Here is a 20,127-nt window from a genome sequence, read left to right as displayed (position 1 = left end):
TGGATGTACCGATGAACTACTTGAGGAATGTCAGGGTTGCCTGGCGTCTTGGGCTGGGCTTTGGCCTGTTGCTGCTGCTGGTTGCCGCCGTGGTCGCCACCGGGGCCACCGCCAGCGTCGTGCAGAAGCGCGCGATGCAGCAGGTGGTCGATATCAGCGTGGCCAAGGTGCGCCTGCTGTCGCAGATGCTCGATGCCAACAACCAGATGATGGTGGTGCGCCGCGAGATGCTGATCCGCCAAGGTGACGACCGCAGCAGCGACGAGAAGCGCATTGCCGATCTGGTCAAGCGCTACGAGGCCAGCTGGTCCGCCTACCAGGCGCTTCCGGGTGATGCCGAAGGCAAAGCCATTGCGGAAACCATCGCCGCCAAGCGAGCCATCGCACGCCCGCTCAACAAGCAGACCAGCGAGCTGATGGAGCAGGGCGACTATCCGGGTGCCGTGGCGCTGACCCTGGGCCCGGTGCAGGACGCGGCCAACGGCTGGAACAAGGCGCTGTCGGACGGCGTGGACTTCGAGGAAAAGGAAAGCCGCAAGGCTGCTGCCGAAGCGATCCGCCTGGGCGAGCGCAGCCTGTTGCAGCTGCTGGTGCTGGGCGGCGTCGCGCTGCTGGCGGGCATCACTGCCTCGGTGATGATCGGCCGCAGCCTGACCGGCCCGCTGGCGCGCGCGGTGAACCTGGCCGAGCGGCTGTCAAAGGGGCAGCTGGACCAGGAGTTCCGCCTCGGTGGCCGCGACGAACTGACCCAGCTGGGCGAGGCCATGGCCAGCGTCCGCCAGAGCGTGCAGGCGGCGATCGGCGCGCAGCTGCAGATGGCCGAGCAGCACGAGGCCGGTGCGATCCGCTATCGCATGGACGCCAGCGCCTTCCCCGGCGATTTCGGCCGCATGGTGCAGGCGACCAACAGCCTGGTCGAATCGCACGTTGAGGTGGAACTGCTGATGGCCGAGGTGATGCAGCGCTACGCCATCGGTGACCTCAGCCGTGATCTGCCTGATTACCCGGGCGAGAAGGCCACGCTGACCCGTACGCTGGCTGCAGTGAAGCAGAGCTTGATGGCGATCAACGCGCAGATTGATGAACTGGCCCGCGCCGCTCGCGCCGGTGACTTCAGCATGCGTGGTGATGCCGCTGCGTTCCAGTTCCAGTTCAAGGCAATGGTCGAGCACCTCAACGGTATGATGGCCAGTTCGCAGGCCAGCATCGCCGATGTCTCCGACGTGCTGCGCGCGATTTCGCACGGCGACCTGACCGCGCGCATGGATGGCGAGTACGACGGCGTGTTCGCCCGCATGCGTGACGACGCCAATACCACCACCGCGCAGCTGACCGGCATCGTGCAGGGCATCCAGGCCGCCGCCGACAGCATCAACAATGCCGCGCAGGAACTGGCGGCCGGCAACAACGACCTCTCGCGCCGCACCGAACAGCAGGCGGCCAACCTGGAGGAGGCCGCCGCGTCAATGGAGGAACTGACCTCGACCGTGCGCCAGAACGCCGAACTGGCGCGGCAGGCCGACAGTGAAGCGCATGCCGCCGGTGCCGCCGTGCGCGAGACCGAGCAGGCGATGGCACAGATGGCCTCGGTGATGGGCGAGATCGATCAGTCTTCGGCACGCATTTCGGAAATCTCGACGGTGATCGACGGCATCGCGTTCCAGACCAACATCCTCGCACTGAACGCTGCAGTGGAAGCCGCGCGCGCGGGTGAGCAGGGGCGCGGCTTTGCGGTGGTCGCCAGCGAGGTGCGTACGCTCGCGCAGCGTGCCGGTGTCGCCGCCAAGGAAATCAAGGAGCTGATCGAAGACGCTGCTGCCAAGGTGAAGAGTGGCCTGGCGGTGACCGTTGAGTCCGAAGCTGCAATCGCGCGCGTGGCCCAGGCCAGTTCGCGTACCACCCAGCTGATGAGCGACATCGCAGCGGCCAGCAAGGAGCAGGCCGCCGGTATCGAGCAGGTCAACCAGGTGGTGGTGCAGATGGACCAGGTGACCCAGCAGAACGCGGCGCTGGTGGAAGAAGCCACTGCCGCGAGCCGCGCGCTGGAAGAACAGGCGCATGCGCTGACCACGTCGGTGGCGGTATTCAAGGTGGAAGGCGCGGCGGTCTCTGCTGTGCCCCGTCGCGCAGCCTGAGCGGGCTGCCAGTGCAGTGACAAGAATACGGCCGCCTTGAGCGGCCGTATTGCCATCGCCCGCTCAGGCAGCAGGGAGGATCGCCCTCACTGCTCCAGGACGCTGCCGAGCACGGCCCCAAGCACGTAAAGCACGGCAAGCGTGGGGGGAATCACCAGGAGGTAGACGGTCATCCAGGTCATTCCGGAAAGCCAGCTTCCTACGCCGATGGCGTTGAGTGCTGCGGTCTGCAGCATCACCGGCAGCTGCATGAGGATGTAGGCGCTCTTGGGGTCGCTGTTGGACCGGGCATCGAACACCAGCCAGGCGGTCAGCGCGAGATAGAGCGCGCATAGGGCGATGCCGGTCAAGCTGAGCCAGCGGGGCTTGCGCATGCCACCTTCTCTGTTCCGTCAGGGGCCATCAGGGTAGCGCCGCGATCAGCGGCGTGCACTTCCCTGGGTCGAGCCGATAAGCGAAGCTGCGGGGCAGGGAATCGTGCGAAGGGGCCTGGAAGGTGAGCAATGTGATGAGCGCCGTGATGCTCCCGATCGTGATGCTGCCGGGGCTGGATGGCAGCGGCCTGCTGTCGACATGCTTCGTGGAGGCGATGCAGGGCCAGGGAGTTACCGTGCAGGTGCTGCCGCTACCCATGCAGGGGCCACAGGACTACGTTACGTTGGCGTCGATCCTGCGTCCGCAGCTTCCCATCGCTCCCTTTGTGCTGCTGGCTGAATCGTTTGCCGGGCCACTGGCCATCGAACTGGCGGCGGCTTCACCGCCGGGATTGCGCGGATTGATACTGAGTACGACTTTCGCGCGGCGACCGGTGCCGCTGCCAGCGGCGAGCGCACGCTTGCTTGCCCCCGCATGGCCACGGCCGCCGCTGGCGTTGCTGGCCCGGCTTCTGCTGGGGCATTGGCGGACACGCATGAACCTTCGCGAGCTGCGACATGCGATCGCTGCGGCGCCGGCCGCGATGCTGCGGCAGCGCGCTGCGGCGACACTGCAGATCGATGTCCGCGCGCAGTTGCCGAAGCTCACGCTGCCGACGCTATGCCTGCATGCACGACAGGACCACCTGTTGTGGCCGCCCAGCGTGGCCGAGCTGCAGCTCTTGTTGCCCGACGCCCGGCACGTATCGCTGGAAGGGCCCCATCTGCTGCTGCAGGCCCGTGCTCACGCAGCCGCAGCCGAAGTTGCTGCATGGATGAGGACGCTCCCCTCCTGACCAACGCTTCAGTCGCGCGCGCGGGTACGCGCAGCTTTCTTCGCCGCCGCCTTGCGCACGGTCTTCTTCGCGGCCCGCGTCTTGGCTGCCTTCTTCGCGGCGGCGCTCCGCGAGGCGGCCGTACCCGCCTTCTTGGCCGCAGCCTTCTTCGCCGTCTTCTTTGCTGCCTTCTTTGTCGCGGTCTTGCGAGCCGGTGCCTTCTTCGCCACCGCCTTCTTCGCAGCTGCCTTCTTCGCAGGCGCCTTCTTCGCCGCCGTCGCCTTGGTTGCGGCCTTCTTTGTGGCCGACCTCCTGGCAGGCGCCTTCTTGGCAGCCTTCTTGCTGGTCGCCTTCTTCGCGCCCTTGCGGGCACTGCCGGCGCGCTTGCCGCCGCCGTCCTGCTTGTTCACGGTGGCCCAGGCAATGCGCTCGGCGGTGCCTTCACTCGCGCCGCGATCACGTTCGCTTTCCTCGATGTGCTCGGCCTGGCGCTTCTGCTTTTCGGTGTATGCGGATTTGTCACCACGGGGCATGACGATTCTCCTGTCGTTGTGGTCAGGCCAGCAGGCGCAGCTTGGGCTCACGCGCCCACTGGCGGGTGGCGGCCGCCGCCAGGAATGCCTTGGCGTCTTCTGCTTCGACGATGCCGGGGTCGTTGCCGACCCTCGCCGCCTTCAGCAGCGCCTGGCCGCCCGCGTCGCTGGCGATGGCCTTCAGGTGTGCCCACGCCTGGCTGACGAACTCCAGGGCGGCGCTCTCTTTCGACAACGCCTTTGATGCCTCTACGCTCAGCACCACGGCCACCGCATCGAACACGGCCGATGGCGTGCCGGCCAGTTGCCCATCAGCGGCCTGTACGCTGCCGTCACTGAGCGTGGCGCCTCCCACTTTTGGTGCAACCAGCTTCACGTCTGCACCTGCCTTCCGGGCCGCCTTGCTCAGGCTGGCAATCACGCGCGCGTCGGAGCCTTCGTCGAACAGGATGCCGATGCAGCGACCCTGCAGGGTGGGTTTGTTGCGACCGATCACGCGCACTTCCGGGGCCGGCGGCATGTCCCGCACCGGGGTAGCGGTGGGCGCGGGGTCGGGCAGTGCAGGCAGGGCCAGGCCATTGGCCACGCGCTGCGCCAGCGTGTCATCGATGTTGCGCAGGTGGCTGACCGTGCGCACCCGCACCTTCAGCGTTTCCACCTTGGACAACTCGAAGACCAGCGCCGATGCCAGGTGCGCCTGCTCCGGCTTTTCCAGGCTGCGGAAGAACATGCGGGCCTGGCTGTAGTGGTCGGCGAAACTCTCTGCGCGGGTGCGGCCCTTACGGCCATCGTCGGCGCTGGCGTGGCTGCGGAAGCCGGTGGGCGTCTCGCGCGGGGTGTCGTCCTGCAGCGAGCTGGGGTCGTAGGCCACCCGGCCCTTGGGCACCTGCATCTGCATGTGGCCATCGCGCTGATGATTGGCAAACGGGCACTTCGGCGCGTTCACCGGGATCTGGTGGAAGTTCGGGCCGCCCAGGCGCAGCAGCTGGGTGTCCAGGTAAGAAAACAGGCGGCCCTGCAGCAGTGGGTCGTTGCTGAAGTCGATGCCGGGCGGCACGTTGGCCGGGCAGAACGCCACCTGCTCGGTCTCGGCGAAGAAGTTGTCCGGCCAGCGGTCCAGCACCATGCGCCCGATCACCTGCAGCGGCACCAGCGATTCGGGAATGATCTTGGTCGGATCCAGGTGATCGAACGGGAAGGCGTCGGCTTCTTCTTCGGTGAACAGCTGCACCGCCAGCTCCCATTCGGGAAAGTCGCCGCGCTGGATGGCCTCGAACAGGTCGCGGCGATGGAAGTCATTGTCGGCCGATTGCAGTTTCAACGCTTCGTCCCAGACCGTGGACTGGATGCCCAGCTTGGGCCGCCAGTGGAACTTGACGAACGTCGACTCGCCGGCCTCGTTCAGCAGGCGGAAGCTGTGCACACCGAAGCCTTCGATCATCCGCAGCGAACGCGGGATGGCGCGGTCGCTCATCGCCCACATGATCATGTGCATCGATTCGGGCATCAGCGAAATGAAGTCCCAGAAGGTGTCATGGGCCGAAGCGGCCTGCGGGAAGGCGCGGTCCGGCTCCATCTTCACTGCGTGCACCAGGTCCGGGAACTTCATCGCGTCCTGGATGAAGAACACCGGGATGTTGTTGCCGACCAGATCCCAGTTGCCCTCCTTGGTATAGAACTTGACCGCAAAGCCGCGCACGTCGCGTGGGGTATCCACCGAGCCTGCGCCACCGGCCACGGTCGAGAAGCGGGTGAACACCGGCGTCTTCACTCCCACCTCGGTGAGGATGCGCGCGCGGGTATGGCGCGACAGCGAACGGGTCAACTCGAAGTAGCCGTGCGCGGCGCTGCCGCGGGCATGCACGATGCGCTCGGGAATGCGTTCGTGATCGAAGTGGGTGATCTTCTCGCGGAGGATGAAGTCCTCCAGCAGCGTAGGACCCCTCGGTCCCTGCCGCAGCGAGTTCTGGTTGTCTGCCACCGGAATGCCCTGGTCGGTGGTCATTGCCGGGTGGCTGCCGCCGGCCTGGAGGTGCAGCTCGCCGCCTTGGCCGCGATGCAGGTCTTCGGGATGGGCAGTTGCGCGCTTGCCGGTGGGCTTGCTGGCGGCCATGGACGGTGGCTCCGGATCGTCAAGGGGAGCCACCACACTGGGACCGGTCCCGTTAAACCACGGTCCGGCAAAGGTGAACGTACGGGCAAAAGCAGGCTCGGGTATGCTTGCCGCATGCGAGTCGAGCCCGCCGACATCGAAGCCCTGTTCGACGCCATCCCGGACGTGCTGTTCTTCATCAAGGACCGCCAGGGGCGTTACACCCACGTCAACCAGACCATGCTGCGGCGGCTGGGCCTGCGCGCGCGCAAGGACGTGATCGGGCGTACCGCAGCCGAGATCTACCCGACCGGCCTCAGCGCCGACTACGTCGACCAGGACGCCCGCGTCCTGTCCGGCGAGGTGATCGAGAACCTGATGGAGCTGCACCTGTTCGCCAACCGCGAACCGGGCTGGTGCCTGACCTGCAAGCGTCCGCTGGTGGTTGATGGCGCCATCGAGGGCCTGATCGGCATTTCCCGCGACCTGGGCCAGAAGGACAGCCTGGGCACCCAGTACGAACAGCTGCGGCTGGCGCTGGCCCATCTCAACGCGCACTACGCCGAGAACGTGCGCATGCAGACGCTGCTGGACATCACCGGCTTCTCGCTGTCCAAGCTGGAGCGCAGCTTCCGCAAGGTGTTCCAGATGACCCCGCAGCAAGTGCTGACCCGGCTTCGGATCCAGATGGCCATGCACCTGCTGCATGGCGACGACAGCATTGCCTGCATCGGCCAGGCCTGCGGTTTCAGCGACCAGAGCGCGTTCACCCGCAAGTTCAAGGCTGAAACCGGTTTCTCGCCGCGTGCCTATCGCGCCCGTATCGGCGGTGGTATCGGCGAGCCGGCGCTGGCCTGAGCCGGCTGCTGCGCTGTGCCTATCCGGGCAGGCACGGGACAGGGTAAGGTGTCGCCCCTGTAGCCCGCCGCCAGCCCCGCCGATGCCCAACTCGATTCCGACCGCTTCGCCGTCCCGCCTCGGACATTCGCTCAAGCCCCGCCAGCTGATCATGATGGGCCTGGGCAGCGCCATCGGCGCCGGCCTGTTCCTCGGCTCGGGCGTGGGAGTGCAGGCCGCCGGGCCGGCGGTGCTGGTGTCCTATCTGGTGGCCGGCGCGCTGGTGATCATCGTCATGAACGCGCTGGGCGAGATGGCGGCGGCCAAGCCGACCAGTGGCGCGTTCTCGGTTTATGCCGCCGATGCCATGGGCGCCACCGCGGGCGCCACGGTCGGCTGGCTGTGGTGGGTGCAGCTGGTGATCGTGATCGCCGCCGAAGCGGTGGGCGCGGCCGGGCTGCTGGCGACGGTCTGGCCGGCCGTACCGGTGCCGATGGCGGCGTTGGCCTTCATGCTGTTCTTCACCGCGATCAACCTGCTGGGGGTGAAGAACTTCGGCGAGTTCGAATTCTGGTTTGCCATCCTCAAGGTCGCGGCGATCCTGGCGTTCATCGCCATTGGCGTGGCGTTGCTGATGGGATGGCTGCCGCAGGTGACCTCCCCGGGCCTGAGCAACTTCACCGAACACGGTGGTTTTGCACCGAAGGGCCTGGCCGGTATCGGCGCGGCGCTGCTGGTGGTGGTGTTCGCCTTCGGCGGCACCGAGATCGTGGCCGTTGCCGCAGCCGAGACCGAAGACCCGGAGCGCAGCATCGCCCGGGCCATCCGCACCGTGGCCTGGCGCATCCTGGTGTTCTACATCGGCTCGCTGAGCGTGATCATCGCGGTGGTCCCGTGGACCAGCGAGGCGCTGAAGTCGCCCTTCGCCGCTGTGCTGGACATTGCCCGTATTCCGGGCGCGGGCACCGCCATCACCCTGATCGCGGTGATCGCGCTGCTTTCGGCGCTCAATGCCAACCTCTACGGCGCCTCGCGCATGATGTACTCGCTGGCGCAGCGCCGCGAGGCCCCGGCCGTGCTGGGCTGGACCGATCCGCGCCAGGTGCCGGTGATTGCCGTGCTGGCCAGCGTGCTGTTCGGTTTCGCCGCCACGGTGATGGAACTGCTGTTCCCCGACCGGGTGCTGCCGGTGCTGCTGAACATCGTCGGTTCCACCTGCCTGCTGGTGTGGACGCTGTCGCTGGTGTCGCAGCTGGTGCTGCGCCGCCGCGCGGATCGGCGTGGCACCCGGCTGCCGTTCCGCATGGCCGGCTTCCCGTGGCTGACCTGCTGTGCACTGGCGATTCTGGCGCTGATCTTCGGCCTGCTGCTGAGTGAATCGCACACGCGCCTGCAGTTCCTGTCGATGGTGGCGCTGACGGCCACGATCGCCGCCGGCAGCGCCATCGCCCGGCGCATGCGCGAGGCTTGATGGGGGGTGCCGGCCGGCGGCCGGCACTACCACGGGGGCTGCACATCCGCCGTGCCATCCTGATCGTGTAGGCCGTCAACGGCCTGTCGACCAGGAGTACCGCATGCTGCGCAGCCGTCCCTTCCTGATGTTCACCGGCCAGGCCGAGGCCGCGCTGGCCCTGTACGCCGAAGCCTTTGCCGATTTCCGCCTGCTGGCCCTGCAGCGCCATCCTGACGGTGCCGGCGCTGGCGTGTCCGGCCAGGTCCGCCAGGCCATCTTCCTGCTCGGCGGCACCCACTACCTGTGCTTCGACAGCCTGGACGTGCACGATTTCACCTTCTCGCCGTCGATCTCGCTGTTCGTCGAGTGTTCCGGTGCCGAACAGTTCGAGCGCGCGGCACGCGTGCTGGGCGAGGGCGGGCACTGGCTGATGCCGGTGGGCGAGTACGATTTCAGCAACCGCTACGGCTGGGTGCAGGACCGCTTCGGCGTATCGTGGCAGTTGAGCCTGGGGCAGATGCCGGACCCGTGATTATTGTGGGTGTGGACCTTGGTCCACACGCCCTTATGAAAAACGGCCCGCTTTCGCGGGCCGTTTTGTCATCCGATGCAGCGAGGAATCACGCCTCGACTTCATCATCCTTGTAGGCATCGACCGGGATGCAGGCGCACATCACGTTCTTGTCGCCGTACACGTTGTCCACGCGCGCCACCGGCGGCCAGTACTTGCTCTGCTTCAGGCTGGCCAGCGGGAAGGCGGCCAGCTCGCGCGGATAGGCGTGGGTCCACTCGCTGGCGGTCACCGCGGTGGCAGTGTGCGGCGCGTTCTTCAGCGGATTGTCCTCGCGGTCCAGGCGGCCGTCTTCGATCGCGGTGATTTCCTCGCGGATCTGGATCATCGCGTCGACGAAACGATCCAGTTCGTGCAGCGACTCGCTCTCGGTCGGTTCGACCATCAGCGTGCCCGCCACCGGGAAGCTCAGGGTGGGGGCGTGGAAGCCGAAGTCGATCAGGCGCTTGGCCACGTCCTCGGCGCCGATGCCGCTGGTCTTCTCCAGCGGGCGCACGTCGAGGATGCACTCGTGCGCCACCAGGCCGTTGCGGCCGGTGTACAGCGTCTTGAAGTGCGGCGCCAGGCGCTTGGCGATGTAGTTGGCGTTGAGCTGCGCGACCTGGGTGGCCTTGCGCAGGCCTTCGCGGCCCATCATCGCGATGTACATCCAGCTGATCGGCAGGATCGAGGCGCTGCCGAAGCTGGCCGCGCTGACCATGCCGACCGGACCGTTGTCACCCAGCTTGCCCGGCAGGAACGGCGCCAGGTGCTCCTTGACCGCGCACGGGCCGACGCCCGGGCCGCCACCGCCGTGCGGGATGCAGAACGTCTTGTGCAGGTTCAGGTGCGATACGTCCGAACCCCACTTGCCCGGCTTGGCCACGCCGACCAGCGCGTTCATGTTGGCGCCGTCGGTGTACACCTGGCCGCCGTGCTTGTGGATGATCTCGCAGATCTCGACCACCTCTTCCTCGAACACGCCGTGCGTGGACGGGTAGGTCATCATGATCGCCGCCAGGCGGTCGCTGTACTTCTCGGCGTTGAGGCGGATGTCTTCGACATCGACGTTGCCGTTGGCATCGGTCTTGGTCACCACGACCTTCATGCCGCACATCTGCGCCGAGGCGGGGTTGGTGCCGTGCGCCGAGTCCGGGATCAGGCAGATGTCGCGATGGCCTTCGCCGCGCGAGCGGTGGTAGGCGCGGATCGCCAACAGGCCGGCGTACTCACCCTGTGCACCCGAGTTCGGCTGCAGGCTGACCGCATCGTAGCCGGTGCATTCGACCAGCATCGCTTCCAGCGAGTCGATCAGTTCCTTGTAGCCCAGCGCCTGGTCGGCCGGCACCAGCGGATGGATCTGCGAGAACTCCGGCCAGGTCACCGGGATCATCTCGGCGGTGGCGTTGAGCTTCATCGTGCACGAGCCCAGCGGGATCATCGTGCGGTCCATCGCCAGGTCCTTGTCGGCCAGCGAACGCAGGTAGCGCAGCAGTTCGTGCTCGCTGTGGTGGGTGTTGAACACCGGATGGGTCAGGAACGCGGACTGGCGCAGCAGGCCGGCCGGCAGTGCGTCGGCGGTGCTGGCATCCAGCGCATCGATGTCGGCCTGCGCGCCGAACACGGCGGCCAGCGCGACCACGTCGGCGCGGGTGGCGGTCTCGTCCAGGCTGATGCCGACCGAGTCGCTGTCGATCGCGCGCAGGTTGTAACCGGCGGCGCGAGCCTTGGCGTGGATCTCATCGGCATGCACGCCGCTGATGTGCAGGGTATCGAAGAAGTCGCCACCGACCTGCACGCCGGCCTTGCGCAGCGCCGCGGCCAGGATCGAGGCCAGGCGGTGGGTGCGGCGGGCAATGCGGGTCAGGCCTTCCGGGCCGTGGTAGACGGCATACATCGAGGCCATCACCGCCAGCAGGACCTGTGCGGTACAGATGTTGGAGGTGGCCTTCTCGCGGCGGATGTGCTGCTCGCGGGTCTGCAGGGTCAGGCGATAGGCCGGGTTGCCCTGGGCATCGATGGAGACACCGATCAGGCGGCCCGGCATCGAGCGCTTGTAGGCGTCACGGCAGGCCATGAACGCGGCGTGCGGGCCGCCGAAGCCGAACGGCACGCCGAAACGCTGGCTGTTGCCGACCACGATGTCCGCGCCCCATTCGCCCGGTGCGGCCAGCAGGGTCAGCGCCAGCAGGTCGGTGGCCACGGCCACCAGGCCGCCGCGTGCGTGCACGGCCTCGACCAGGGCCTTGTAATCGCCGATCTGGCCGAAGGTGTCCGGGTACTGCAGCAGCAGGCCGAAGGCTTCTGCTTCCAGTGCCTCGGCCGGGGTGCCGACGCGCAGCACGATGCCCATGGGCTCGGCGCGGGTGCGCAGCAGTTCCAGGGTCTGCGGGTGCACGGCATCGTGCACGAAGAAGGTGTCCGACTTCGACTTGGCCGAACGCTTGGCCAGGGTCATCGCTTCGGCCGCTGCGGTCGCTTCGTCCAGCAGCGACGCGTTGGCGATTTCCATGCCGGTGAGGTCGGCGCACAGGGTCTGGAAGTTGATCAGCGCTTCCATGCGGCCCTGCGAGATTTCCGCCTGGTACGGGGTATAGGCGGTGTACCAGGCCGGGTTTTCCAGGATGTTGCGCAGGATCACGTTCGGCGTGTGGGTACCGTAGTAGCCCTGGCCGATGAAGCTGCGCAGCACGGTGTTCTTGTCGGCGATCGCACGGATCTTCGCCAGTGCCTGCACTTCGGTCATCGATTCGGGCAGTGCCAGCGGTGCCGGCGACTTGATCTTGGCCGGCACGATGGCATCGGTCATCGCATCCAGCGACGCGTGGCCGACGACGTCGAGCATCTGCGCGATCTCGGCATCGTTGGGGCCGATGTGGCGCTCGACGAACGCATTGTGGTGCTCGAGCTCACGCAGGGAAGGGGTGTTCTGGGACATGGCGAAGGATCCGTCAGGAAAGGGCACACGCACGGGCACAAGCCGCCGGTCGGCGGTCTGCGGGGCGCCCCTCTGTCCTTTTGCCTGAGAGTTTGGAAGCGCGGAAAACCGCGGCTTCGTGCCCCTTCGGCGCCGGATCGAACCGGTCTCTCCAGAGTTCTGTTACGGGTGGTATCGGGCCTGAGCGATTACGGGCGTTGCGCCTTCGGCAGCGGTGTTCCGCTTCTCCCACCGTGTTGCCCGCCGATTATAGCCCGTTGCGGGCCCGCCGGCCGCCTCCGGGGCCGGCCGCCGCGCCTGAATGGCCGATGGCCCGGCCATGCGTTTTGTGCACCGCTGCATGGCATCGGGCGCAATCCCCACCTATCATGGCCGGATACCCGAATTCATCTGGCGCCGTCCCTGCAGAAGGGGGACCGGCGCCCGCTGTGCGTGCCACGCATGGCCCTGCCGGACGCCTTCATCATGACCGCCGCTGCTGCTCCCTCCACCCGCCGCATGGCCCTGCTGCTTGCCGGCCTGGCCATGTTCGGCCCGTTCTCGATCGACACCATCTTCCCGGCCTTCCCGCAGCTGGCGCAGCGCCTGGCGGTGGACGAGGTGGCGGTGCAGCAGACCATCAGCGTGTACCTGCTGTTCTACGGCCTGATGAGCCTGGCGCACGGCCCGCTGTCCGATGCGTGGGGCCGCAAGCGGGTGATCCTCGGTGGCCTGGTGGTCTTCGCCGGCGCCTCGGTGGGCTGCGCGTTGTCCACCGACCTGACCACGCTGCTGGCGTTCCGCGCGCTGCAGGGCCTGTCCGCGGGCGTCGGCATGATCGTCGGCCGCGCGGTGATCCGCGATCTCTACCATGGCCACGATGCGCAGCGCTTGATGAGCCAGGTATCGATGCTGTTCGGCATCGCACCGGCGATCGCGCCGATCATCGGCGGCTGGATCCTGCTCAGTGGCGCGGGCTGGCCGCTGATTTTCTGGTTCCTGGTGGTGTTCTCGCTGGTCCTGCTGGTCGCCACCGCACGCTACCTGCCGGAGACCCATCCGCTTGCAGCACGCGTGCCGCTGTCGCCGCGCATGCTGCTGCGCGACTACGTGCGCATCGGCTTCAACCCACGCTTCCTGCGCCTGGCGCTGGCTGGCAGCATCGGCTTCGGCGGCATCTTCCTCTACATCTCCTCGGCGCCGGTGTTCGTGATGCAGCACCTGCACCTGGGCGAGGGCGGCTTCGCCTGGCTGTTCATTCCCACCATCGGCGGCATGACCACCGGCTCGTTCCTGTCCGGGCGCATGGCCGGGCACACCACGCCCACCCGGCAGGTGTCCATCGGCTTCGGCCTGTGCGCGCTGTCGGTGCTGCTGAACGTCGGCTACGTGGCGCTGTCGCCGCAGTTCGTGCTGCCGTGGGCAGTGCTGCCGATCTTCCTCGGTGGCATGGGCATGGCGCTGATCTTCCCGATCCTGGCGCTGGCGGTGCTGGACATGTACCCGCACCAGCGCGGCCTGGCCTCGTCGCTGCAGGCGTTCGTGCAGCTGATGATCAGCACCGTGGTGGCCGGCGTGGTGTCGCCGCTGCTGAGTGCCAGCCCGCTGCACCTGGCGTTGGGCCAGGCCGGGTTCTTCGGCGCCGGCTTCGTGTTCTGGTACTGGGAACACCAGCGCGAACGCGCGGCGCAGGCGGCCTGCACGGGCCATTGAGCAGCACGCAGGGGTAGGGCGGGCGGTGGCGCCCGCAACGCTTGCGACGGGAAATCACCGGGCTAGGCTGGGCACTCCAGCCAGCCGGTGCGCGGATGCACCACAGCCAGCCGATCCGATGCCGTTGCATGAGGTTTCCCGATGGCTGCGCAGCAGACCTACCGCCTGTTCGAGGTGGCGCTGAAGGAGCGCCGCGTTCTTTCCCCTTCCCTGGATCGCATGGTGTTCACCGGTGCCGACGTGGCGCGGATGAAGACCGAAGGCCCGGACCAGCGCATCAAGGTGTTCTTCCCCTTGCCTGGCCAGCGGGTGCCGCAGGTCCCCAGCGGTGCCGACTGGTACCGGCGCTACCGGGCGCTGCCGGATGATCAGCGCCCACCGATGCGCACCTACACACTGCGCCAGTTGCGCGCCGAGCAGGGCGAGGTCGACGTCGATTTCGTCCTCCACGGCGAGACCGGGCCAGCGTCGCGCTGGGCGATCCACGCACGCCCGGGCGACCGGGTGCTGCTGCTGGCCCCGGACGCCGACTGCGCCGACAGCAGCGAGGGCTGGGAATGGAAACCGCCGGTCGGCGTCGGCCAGGTGCTGCTGGTGGCCGATGAAACCGCGCTACCGGCGGTGGCCGGCATCCTCGAGGAACTGGCGGCCAGGGTGGATCCGCCGCGCACGCTGGCGCTGCTGGAAGTGGCCCAGGCCGGCGACGCGGTGCGCCTGAAGGCACCGGCCACGGCCGAGCTGGTCTGGCTGCCGCGCGGGCGGGCCAGCTACGGACAGCCGCTGCTGCAGGCGGTCCAGGCGCGCCTGGCCGCCGCTCCCGGCGGGGTAGCGGGGGAGGCGCTGGAGGAGATCGACGTCGATACGCAGATCCTCTGGGAACAGGCCGATTCCCGCGTGGCCGGTCCGCTGTATGCCTGGGTGGCGGGCGAGGCGGGGGCGGTGATGGCGATCCGGCGCCACCTGCTGCGCGCGTGCGGGCTGGATCGCCGCGCGATCACCTTCATGGGCTACTGGCGGCAGGGCAGGGTGCTGGATTGACCGTGTCGAACCGGGGCCGCGTGAAACGGCCTGGCCGGCGGGGTGGGTTATCCTTGCGCCCCCCTCGCCGCGGTACCGCACCATGTCCACCACCTCCAAGATCCGCCGCGACCAGCGCCGTCGCCAGGAAAAGCAGGCCGCCAACAAGGCCGCCGCCCAGGCGTCGCCGGTGGAGCCGCATGCCGAACTGCGCGACGCGCAGCGCACCCTGCTGGCCGGTGTCGTGCGCCGCGACGGCGAATGGGTGCTGGGCATGGATGGCCGTATCGCCGGCCACAGTGACTCCGCCGCGCAGGTCCTGGCGCTGATCATGCAGGCCGGTGAGCTGCACGAACGCAATGGCACGCCGGTGCGCCTGATGTACTCCGATGCACTGCGTGATGCCGCGCAGGCCGAAGCGAAGGAGAAGGGCAAGACGTTTGAGGAGTTCAAGGCGGAGCTGGCTGCGGCGATGGCCGCGAAGAAGGACAGCTGATCGCTGTTGGGATAGCGCCGGCCGCTGGCCGGCTGCCAGACGGATTTCCACCGTGCAGTTGCCGGCCAGCGGCCGGCACGACCAGAAAGGGGCGGATCCTCGCGGATCCGCCCCTCTTCTCATTTCGCCGCCGGGGCCGCGTTGGCCTGCCAGCCGCACATCTGGCCTTCGTTCTGCTGCTTGAGCCACTCGTTGACCGGGGTGAAGTACTCGATCATCGGGCCGGCATCGAGCTTGTCGGTGCCGGTCAGCTCCTTCAGCGTGGCCTGCCACGGCTGGCTGGCACCCTTGCTCAGCATCGCCCAATACTTCTGGCCGGCTTCCTTGTTGCCGTAGAAGGTGCACTCATGCAGCGGGCCCTTGTAGCCGGCCGCATCGCACAGGCCCTTGTAGAACTGGAACTGCAGGATGCGCGCCAGGAAGTAGCGGGTGTAGGGGGTGTTGCCCGGCACGTGGTACTTCGCGCCCGGGTCGAAGAATTCTTCGCCACGGGTGCTGGCCGGGGCCACGCCCTGGTACTTGGCCTTCAGGTCCCACCACGCCTTGTTGTAGTTGTCGGCGGTGATCGAGCCATCGAACACGCCCCAGCGCCAGCGGTCGATCATCAGCCCGAACGGCAGGAACGACACGCCCGACAGCGCCATGCGCATCTGGTTGTTGATGACCGCTTCGCGGCTTTCGGTCGGCGCATCGACCAGGCCGATCGAGCTGAGGTACTTGGGCGTCATCGCCAGCACGATGGTGTCGCCGATCGCTTCGTGGAAGCCATCGTTGGCACCGCCCTGGAACAGCGGCGGCAGCGGGTTGTAGGCCAGGTCGTAATAGATGTGGCCCAGCTCGTGGTAGATGGTGGTGAAGTTCTCTTCGTTCGGCTTGATGCACATCTTGGTGCGCACGTCGCCTTCCATGTTCATGTCCCAGGCGCTGGCGTGGCAGACCACGTCGCGGTCATCGGGCTTGATGAACTGGGTGCGCTCCCAGTACGACTGCGGCAGCGACGGCATGCCCAGCGACACGTAGAAGTCCTGCGCGCGTTCGGTCATCTGCCTGGCGGTACGCAGTTCGGCCTCGCGCTGCGCCTTGTACTGCGCGGCGACGTTGGCGTCCTTGCCGGCCTTGGCCAGCGCCGCGCTCAGGTTGGTCTGGTACTGCTTCTCCAGTGCCGCGGTGATGTCCAGGCTGCCGGCGCCGGGGTACGGTTCCAGCTGGTCCCACAGGTTCGACCAGTCCTGCTGCCACATGTTGCCCAGCAGGTGCGCGGCGATCAGGCCGTTGCCCACTTCGGCCTTGTCCTTGCCATAGGTCTTGTCCAGCTTGCCGCGCGCGTAGCAGTGCAGCTGCTCGTACATCGGCTTGACCTGTTCCCACAGGCGATCGGTTTCCGGGCCGATCTGCTCCGGTGGCATGTCATAGCCGCTGCGCCACATCTGGCCGGCATCGGTGAAGCCCATGCCCTTGGCGCCTTCGTTCACCAGGCCGACGAACTTCTGGTAGTCGCCGCGCATGGCCTTGGTGGTGCTGTGCCAGCCCTGCCAGGCGTCGAGCTGCTTGTCGTAGTCGCGGCTGCGCGCCAGCACCTGCTCCAGCTCGCCCAGCTGGCGGCAGGAGTTGGGATCGTTGGCGTCGGTGCAGTACTTGCCCGCACCGTAGCTGCCTTCCATGCGGGTGGCGATCTGGGTCAGCTCGGCCAGCTTGGCCGGATCGCGCGGCGCCGGCATCGAGGACATCAGCTTCAGCAGGTGGATCGCGCGCTTGCTGTCCTCGCTCATCGGCTGGCCGTCGAACTTCGCAGCCTGTTCGATCCAGCTGTTGAGTTGGGTCAGCGAGCGCTCGTTGGCCTTGGCCGCGATGCGCTCGGAATCACTGTTGATGTAGGTGGAGGACAACCACTGCGCCGAGGTCATCTCCGGGTAGGCGGCCTTGAACTCGGCATTGATGCGGGCCACGAACTGGTCGGCGGTTTCGCCGGCCGGGGCGCTGCTGCCGGCGGTATCGGTGCCTGGGGCAGCTTCCTTCTTGCAGGCAGCCAGGGCCAGCGTGGCAACGGCGATTGCCGAGGCCAGCAGGAGATGACGGTGTTTCACGGGCGATCCTTGGGTGGTGAACGACGGCCGAAGGCTAGTGGGCAGCCGCTGCCACCGCAAGTGGCGGAAGTCGGCCGGGCGGCGCCCGGCACCCGCAGAGGCCTTCAAGCAAGGGCAAAGGCAGAAGCAACAGCAACAGCGGACTATTCTTGGTTTGGCGGGGCGGTGTCGGAGTGCGGGGACGCCGCAAGTACGTCCGTGTAGGCTTGGCAGCCGCTTGCTCGTGTGCGCTTTCCTGCGCACACGGCAAGACCGGGGTTGGGCGTCCTGCCCAACCCGCCCGAGGCATGCCTCGGGCCCATGCGGCTGACACCCCGCACTCCGACACCGCCCCGCCTCTGACAGATTCCGTGTGCTGTCGGTAGGTGTCGACCTTGGTCGACACATCTGTCAGATATCGACAATCAAAATGGGGTCGGATCCGTTTTCCTACGGAAAACGGATCCGACCCCATCGGCATGTCCAACAGATCGCGGAAAACTGTCGAAGGCGGGGTGGGTCCGGTGGCGGGAGTGTCCGCGGCATGGATGCCGCGGCCAAGCCCCCAAGGATGGGTTTACGGCGTCTCCCGCCACCGGACCCACCCCGCCATCCCTCAGGAAACCCGCTTCTGCTGTTGCTGTCGAGGCTGCCGGCCAGCGGCCGGCACTACCGCGGGTGCAGGGCTGCAAGCCCTGCCGGACACCCCTCAACCTTCGCAGCTGGCGAACACGTCGCGGTCGCGCTCGTACAGCGAGGTCTTCACCTGCATCAGGCCCAGCACCGACGGGAACAGGTTGTCGTGGTCGGTATAGGCCGCCGAACGCTTGCGCACGCATTGCAGGTCCAACCCGCGGCTGCTGGCAAAACCCGGGGAGAACCACATCGTCATCGGTACCCGGGTCTGTTCGGCCGGGGCGATGGCGTAGGGCACGCCGTGCAGGAACAGGCCCTTCTCGCCCAGCGACTCGCCATGGTCGGACAGGTAGATCATCGCCGTGTCGTAGTCCTGCATGCCCTGCAGCGTGCCGATGGTCTTGGTCAGGAAGTGATCCGTGTACAGCACGGCATTGTCGTAGCTGTTGGTGATCTCTTCGCGCGAGCAGCGGCCGATGTCACGGGTATCGCAGGTCGGGGTGAAGCGACGGAATGCAGGCGGATAGCGCTCGAAGTAGGCCGGTCCGTGGTTGCCCAGCTGGTGCAGCACCACCACCCGGTCGCCGGGCCTGGCCCGTACCTGGGTGGCCAGGTCCTGCAGCAGGATCTCGTCCATGCAGCGCCCGTCGGCGCACAGGCCCGGCGTGGTGGCATCGGACAGCGACTGGAAGTCCAGGCCCTCGCACACGCCCTTGCAGCCGGACTGGTTGTCACGCCACAACGGCGCGATGCCGGCGCGGTTCAACACGTGCAGCAGCGACTGGTGTGCGCGGATCTTCTTCTCGTCGTAATCGTGGCGCCCCCACGGCGAGAACAGGCACGGCAGCGAAACCTCGGTGCTGGTGCCACACGAATGCATGTCCGGGAAATTGATCACGCTGGCCTGCGCCAGTTCCGGGGTGGTGTTGCGGCCGCCATTGAGTCCCCAGTTCTGCGCGCGCACGGTTTCGCCCATGACGATCACCAGCAGGCGCGGCTTGCTGGCCGGCGCCCGCGGCGTGGCCTTGGCATCGGTTCCGATCGGCAACTTCGGTGCGCGCTGCACCGGGTTGTCGCCACGCAGTGCACGCGGCATGCCCAGCAGCACATTGGCGGGCGTGGCGAGGTAACGCACTTCGCGCTGGTTGCGCATCAGTGCCGAGACATCCTGGAACGAGATCAACGCGCCGCCGACGGCGGCCACTGCGGCTACTGCAAGGAAGCCCAGCCGCCACAGCAGGCTGCGGCCCCAGCTGCGCCGGCGCAGCTGCACGCGCCACAGCACCAGCATCGGCAGCACCGCCAGCAGCAGTACCGGCCATATCAGCGACACGGTCATCAGCTCGCGGCTTTCCTTGGGGTCGGTCGCCAGCACGTTGCGCAGCATGTCCGCATCCAGGTAGATGTGGTAGCGGCCCATGTAATGCGCGGCGAACGCGGTCACCAGCAGCAGCAGGCTGATCACCACCTTGGCATTCCAGCGCCAGACCAGGATGCCGAGCAGCACGCCGTGCGCACCCAGCAGCAACAGCAGCAGCGACAGCGCGTAGCGCAGGCTGCCCGGATGGCTGGCCATCGCGCTGTGCCAGAACAGGCCGTTGCCGGCCACCGCGAAGAACAGGCTGGTGAACGCGATCAGTGCTTCGGTGGACAGCTGTGGCCGCCAGTGGCGAAGACCCGCCAGCGCAGACGGGCGGGCGGGGCGTTGGACCGATGCACTCATGCGTTTGCCTCCTGGCGGTTGGGACGGTCCAGCGGATGGCGGATCAGGATGCCTTTGACGATCAGGTACAGGCCCAGCGAAAGCAGCCAACAAATCAATGCAGTGGCAACGTCATGCGAAAGGAAATGCGCCCCCCGGAGCTGCTGGCTGATGCCGAACACCAGGCCGGTGCCGAGGCCGATCCACAACCCAGCCCAGCGCCACGACGGGCGCCACAGCAGGGCGAAATAGTACAGGCACAGCCACGCATAGCCCGCGCTGGCGTGGCCGGCAGGGAAGCACGCCTGGGCGGCCATCCCGGCCGGGCGCTGCGTGAAAAGGCCGATATAGGGCTGATGGCCACCGTAGCGCAGCAGGTCCCAGGGACATTCCATCGGCACCAGGGCCTTCAGCAGGGAGATCACGCCCGTCCCCAGCGCCATGGCAATTACGACATAAAGCAGCGCCCATCGCAGGGTGCGATCGCCTCCCTTGCGCCAGTGGTGCACGCACAACAGGATCGCGACCAGCGCCGCCGACGTGCTCAGCCATTTGCCGGCCTTGTGCACCACCGTGCGGGTGACCCAGGCGTCCTGCAACGCCCAGTGGCCACCTTCAAGGCGGAACAGGTGATCGGCCACCCATTGATCCCCGCCGAAACCCATCAGCAGCGTAAACAGGGGCAGACCGATCGCGACAGGCAGCCAGAAGTGAGTTACGGCGAATCTTGACGCCAGTGGCGATGTCGCAGGCGGCGCAACCGCATCAATGGGACGAACGGGCATGCTGAGGGA

The 20,127-nt window shown here is 67.2% G+C and carries 15 protein-coding genes and 1 riboswitch; of the genes, 8 read left to right on the top strand and 7 right to left on the bottom strand.

Annotated elements, in window-relative coordinates; genetic code table 11:
- The first annotated feature begins 11 nt into the window (after nucleotides 1–11).
- Nucleotides 12–2,135 carry a methyl-accepting chemotaxis protein gene (locus BLS66_RS02400; RefSeq protein WP_074724993.1) on the top strand — a complete coding sequence of 708 codons (2,124 nt, stop codon included), beginning with the start codon at nucleotides 12–14 and terminating at the stop codon, nucleotides 2,133–2,135.
- An 86-nt stretch (nucleotides 2,136–2,221) separates the two neighbouring features.
- Here BLS66_RS02400 and BLS66_RS02395 read toward each other — a convergent pair whose 3' ends face one another.
- A complete protein-coding gene (locus BLS66_RS02395) occupies nucleotides 2,222–2,509 on the bottom strand; it encodes a hypothetical protein (RefSeq protein WP_074724992.1) in 288 nt (95 codons plus the stop codon).
- A 134-nt stretch (nucleotides 2,510–2,643) separates the two neighbouring features.
- Between BLS66_RS02395 and BLS66_RS02390 the strand changes: the two genes are divergently transcribed.
- A complete protein-coding gene (locus BLS66_RS02390; RefSeq protein ID WP_049468820.1) occupies nucleotides 2,644–3,345 on the top strand; it encodes an alpha/beta fold hydrolase in 702 nt (233 codons plus the stop codon).
- A gap of 8 nt (nucleotides 3,346–3,353) precedes the next feature.
- Here BLS66_RS02390 and BLS66_RS02385 read toward each other — a convergent pair whose 3' ends face one another.
- Together BLS66_RS02385 and BLS66_RS02380 are read right to left on the bottom strand one after the other, a co-directional pair.
- Nucleotides 3,354–3,857 (bottom strand): hypothetical protein, encoded by a 504-nt coding sequence (locus BLS66_RS02385; RefSeq protein ID WP_074724991.1) that lies wholly within the window; start codon nucleotides 3,855–3,857, stop codon nucleotides 3,354–3,356.
- A gap of 22 nt (nucleotides 3,858–3,879) precedes the next feature.
- Nucleotides 3,880–5,970 (bottom strand): catalase, encoded by a 2,091-nt coding sequence (locus tag BLS66_RS02380; RefSeq protein WP_049468823.1) that lies wholly within the window; start codon nucleotides 5,968–5,970, stop codon nucleotides 3,880–3,882.
- 114 nt (nucleotides 5,971–6,084) lie between these two features.
- Between BLS66_RS02380 and BLS66_RS02375 the strand changes: the two genes are divergently transcribed.
- From BLS66_RS02375 to BLS66_RS02365, 3 genes are all read left to right on the top strand, one after another.
- Nucleotides 6,085–6,807, top strand: a complete 723-nt coding sequence (locus BLS66_RS02375; protein ID WP_074724990.1) for a helix-turn-helix transcriptional regulator — start codon at nucleotides 6,085–6,087, stop codon at nucleotides 6,805–6,807.
- An 82-nt stretch (nucleotides 6,808–6,889) separates the two neighbouring features.
- Nucleotides 6,890–8,257, top strand: coding sequence for an amino acid permease (locus BLS66_RS02370; RefSeq protein ID WP_049468828.1), 1,368 nt, complete (start codon nucleotides 6,890–6,892; stop codon nucleotides 8,255–8,257).
- A gap of 103 nt (nucleotides 8,258–8,360) precedes the next feature.
- On the top strand, nucleotides 8,361–8,771 hold the full coding sequence (locus BLS66_RS02365) for a VOC family protein (protein ID WP_053461053.1): 411 nt from the start codon (nucleotides 8,361–8,363) through the stop codon (nucleotides 8,769–8,771).
- An 88-nt stretch (nucleotides 8,772–8,859) separates the two neighbouring features.
- On the opposite strand, the gene gcvP is transcribed toward BLS66_RS02365, so the two are convergent.
- Entirely contained in the window at nucleotides 8,860–11,727 is a 2,868-nt protein-coding gene (gene gcvP, locus BLS66_RS02360; RefSeq protein ID WP_074724989.1) for an aminomethyl-transferring glycine dehydrogenase, read from the bottom strand.
- 62 nt (nucleotides 11,728–11,789) lie between these two features.
- Nucleotides 11,790–11,892: riboswitch (glycine riboswitch) on the bottom strand.
- Between the two features lie 300 nt (nucleotides 11,893–12,192).
- On the opposite strand from gcvP, the gene BLS66_RS02355 reads away from it, so the two are divergent.
- From BLS66_RS02355 to BLS66_RS02345, 3 genes are all read left to right on the top strand, one after another.
- Entirely contained in the window at nucleotides 12,193–13,419 is a 1,227-nt protein-coding gene (locus BLS66_RS02355; RefSeq protein ID WP_074725083.1) for a multidrug effflux MFS transporter, read from the top strand.
- Between the two features lie 141 nt (nucleotides 13,420–13,560).
- The gene (locus BLS66_RS02350) at nucleotides 13,561–14,457 is read left to right on the top strand and encodes a siderophore-interacting protein (RefSeq protein WP_049468831.1); all 897 of its coding nucleotides are present in this window, start codon (nucleotides 13,561–13,563) and stop codon (nucleotides 14,455–14,457) included.
- Between the two features lie 82 nt (nucleotides 14,458–14,539).
- Nucleotides 14,540–14,932, top strand: a complete 393-nt coding sequence (locus BLS66_RS02345) for a hypothetical protein (RefSeq protein WP_074724988.1) — start codon at nucleotides 14,540–14,542, stop codon at nucleotides 14,930–14,932.
- A 119-nt stretch (nucleotides 14,933–15,051) separates the two neighbouring features.
- On the opposite strand, the gene BLS66_RS02340 is transcribed toward BLS66_RS02345, so the two are convergent.
- The 3 genes from BLS66_RS02340 to BLS66_RS02330 form a co-directional block, all read right to left on the bottom strand.
- A complete protein-coding gene (locus BLS66_RS02340; protein ID WP_074724987.1) occupies nucleotides 15,052–17,016 on the bottom strand; it encodes a M2 family metallopeptidase in 1,965 nt (654 codons plus the stop codon).
- A 688-nt stretch (nucleotides 17,017–17,704) separates the two neighbouring features.
- Nucleotides 17,705–19,354: a phosphoethanolamine transferase gene (locus BLS66_RS02335; RefSeq protein ID WP_074724986.1), complete on the bottom strand. Its 1,650-nt coding sequence runs from the start codon at nucleotides 19,352–19,354 to the stop codon at nucleotides 17,705–17,707.
- Nucleotides 19,351–20,118, bottom strand: coding sequence for a phosphatase PAP2 family protein (locus BLS66_RS02330; protein ID WP_074724985.1), 768 nt, complete (start codon nucleotides 20,116–20,118; stop codon nucleotides 19,351–19,353). The genes BLS66_RS02335 and BLS66_RS02330 overlap by 4 nt, the downstream gene beginning before the upstream one ends.
- Nucleotides 20,119–20,127 lie beyond the last annotated feature (9 nt).

It is taken from the genome of Stenotrophomonas pavanii, assembly GCF_900101175.1.
GTDB classification, from domain to species: domain Bacteria; phylum Pseudomonadota; class Gammaproteobacteria; order Xanthomonadales; family Xanthomonadaceae; genus Stenotrophomonas; species Stenotrophomonas pavanii.
This window is presented reverse-complemented; position numbering and strand designations above follow the sequence as displayed.

What these genes read in the sequence shown, in the direction of transcription:
- BLS66_RS02400 (WP_074724993.1), top strand. Translation starts at nt 12, where the DNA reads ATGAACTACTTGAGGAATGTCAGGGTTGCCTGGCGTCTTGGGCTGGGC.
- BLS66_RS02395 (WP_074724992.1), bottom strand. Translation starts at nt 2,509, where the DNA reads ATGCGCAAGCCCCGCTGGCTCAGCTTGACCGGCATCGCCCTATGCGCG.
- BLS66_RS02390 (WP_049468820.1), top strand. Translation starts at nt 2,644, where the DNA reads ATGAGCGCCGTGATGCTCCCGATCGTGATGCTGCCGGGGCTGGATGGC.
- BLS66_RS02385 (WP_074724991.1), bottom strand. Translation starts at nt 3,857, where the DNA reads ATGCCCCGTGGTGACAAATCCGCATACACCGAAAAGCAGAAGCGCCAG.
- BLS66_RS02380 (WP_049468823.1), bottom strand. Translation starts at nt 5,970, where the DNA reads ATGGCCGCCAGCAAGCCCACCGGCAAGCGCGCAACTGCCCATCCCGAA.
- BLS66_RS02375 (WP_074724990.1), top strand. Translation starts at nt 6,085, where the DNA reads ATGCGAGTCGAGCCCGCCGACATCGAAGCCCTGTTCGACGCCATCCCG.
- BLS66_RS02370 (WP_049468828.1), top strand. Translation starts at nt 6,890, where the DNA reads ATGCCCAACTCGATTCCGACCGCTTCGCCGTCCCGCCTCGGACATTCG.
- BLS66_RS02365 (WP_053461053.1), top strand. Translation starts at nt 8,361, where the DNA reads ATGCTGCGCAGCCGTCCCTTCCTGATGTTCACCGGCCAGGCCGAGGCC.
- gcvP (WP_074724989.1), bottom strand. Translation starts at nt 11,727, where the DNA reads ATGTCCCAGAACACCCCTTCCCTGCGTGAGCTCGAGCACCACAATGCG.
- BLS66_RS02355 (WP_074725083.1), top strand. Translation starts at nt 12,193, where the DNA reads ATGACCGCCGCTGCTGCTCCCTCCACCCGCCGCATGGCCCTGCTGCTT.
- BLS66_RS02350 (WP_049468831.1), top strand. Translation starts at nt 13,561, where the DNA reads ATGGCTGCGCAGCAGACCTACCGCCTGTTCGAGGTGGCGCTGAAGGAG.
- BLS66_RS02345 (WP_074724988.1), top strand. Translation starts at nt 14,540, where the DNA reads ATGTCCACCACCTCCAAGATCCGCCGCGACCAGCGCCGTCGCCAGGAA.
- BLS66_RS02335 (WP_074724986.1), bottom strand. Translation starts at nt 19,354, where the DNA reads ATGAGTGCATCGGTCCAACGCCCCGCCCGCCCGTCTGCGCTGGCGGGT.
- BLS66_RS02330 (WP_074724985.1), bottom strand. Translation starts at nt 20,118, where the DNA reads ATGCCCGTTCGTCCCATTGATGCGGTTGCGCCGCCTGCGACATCGCCA.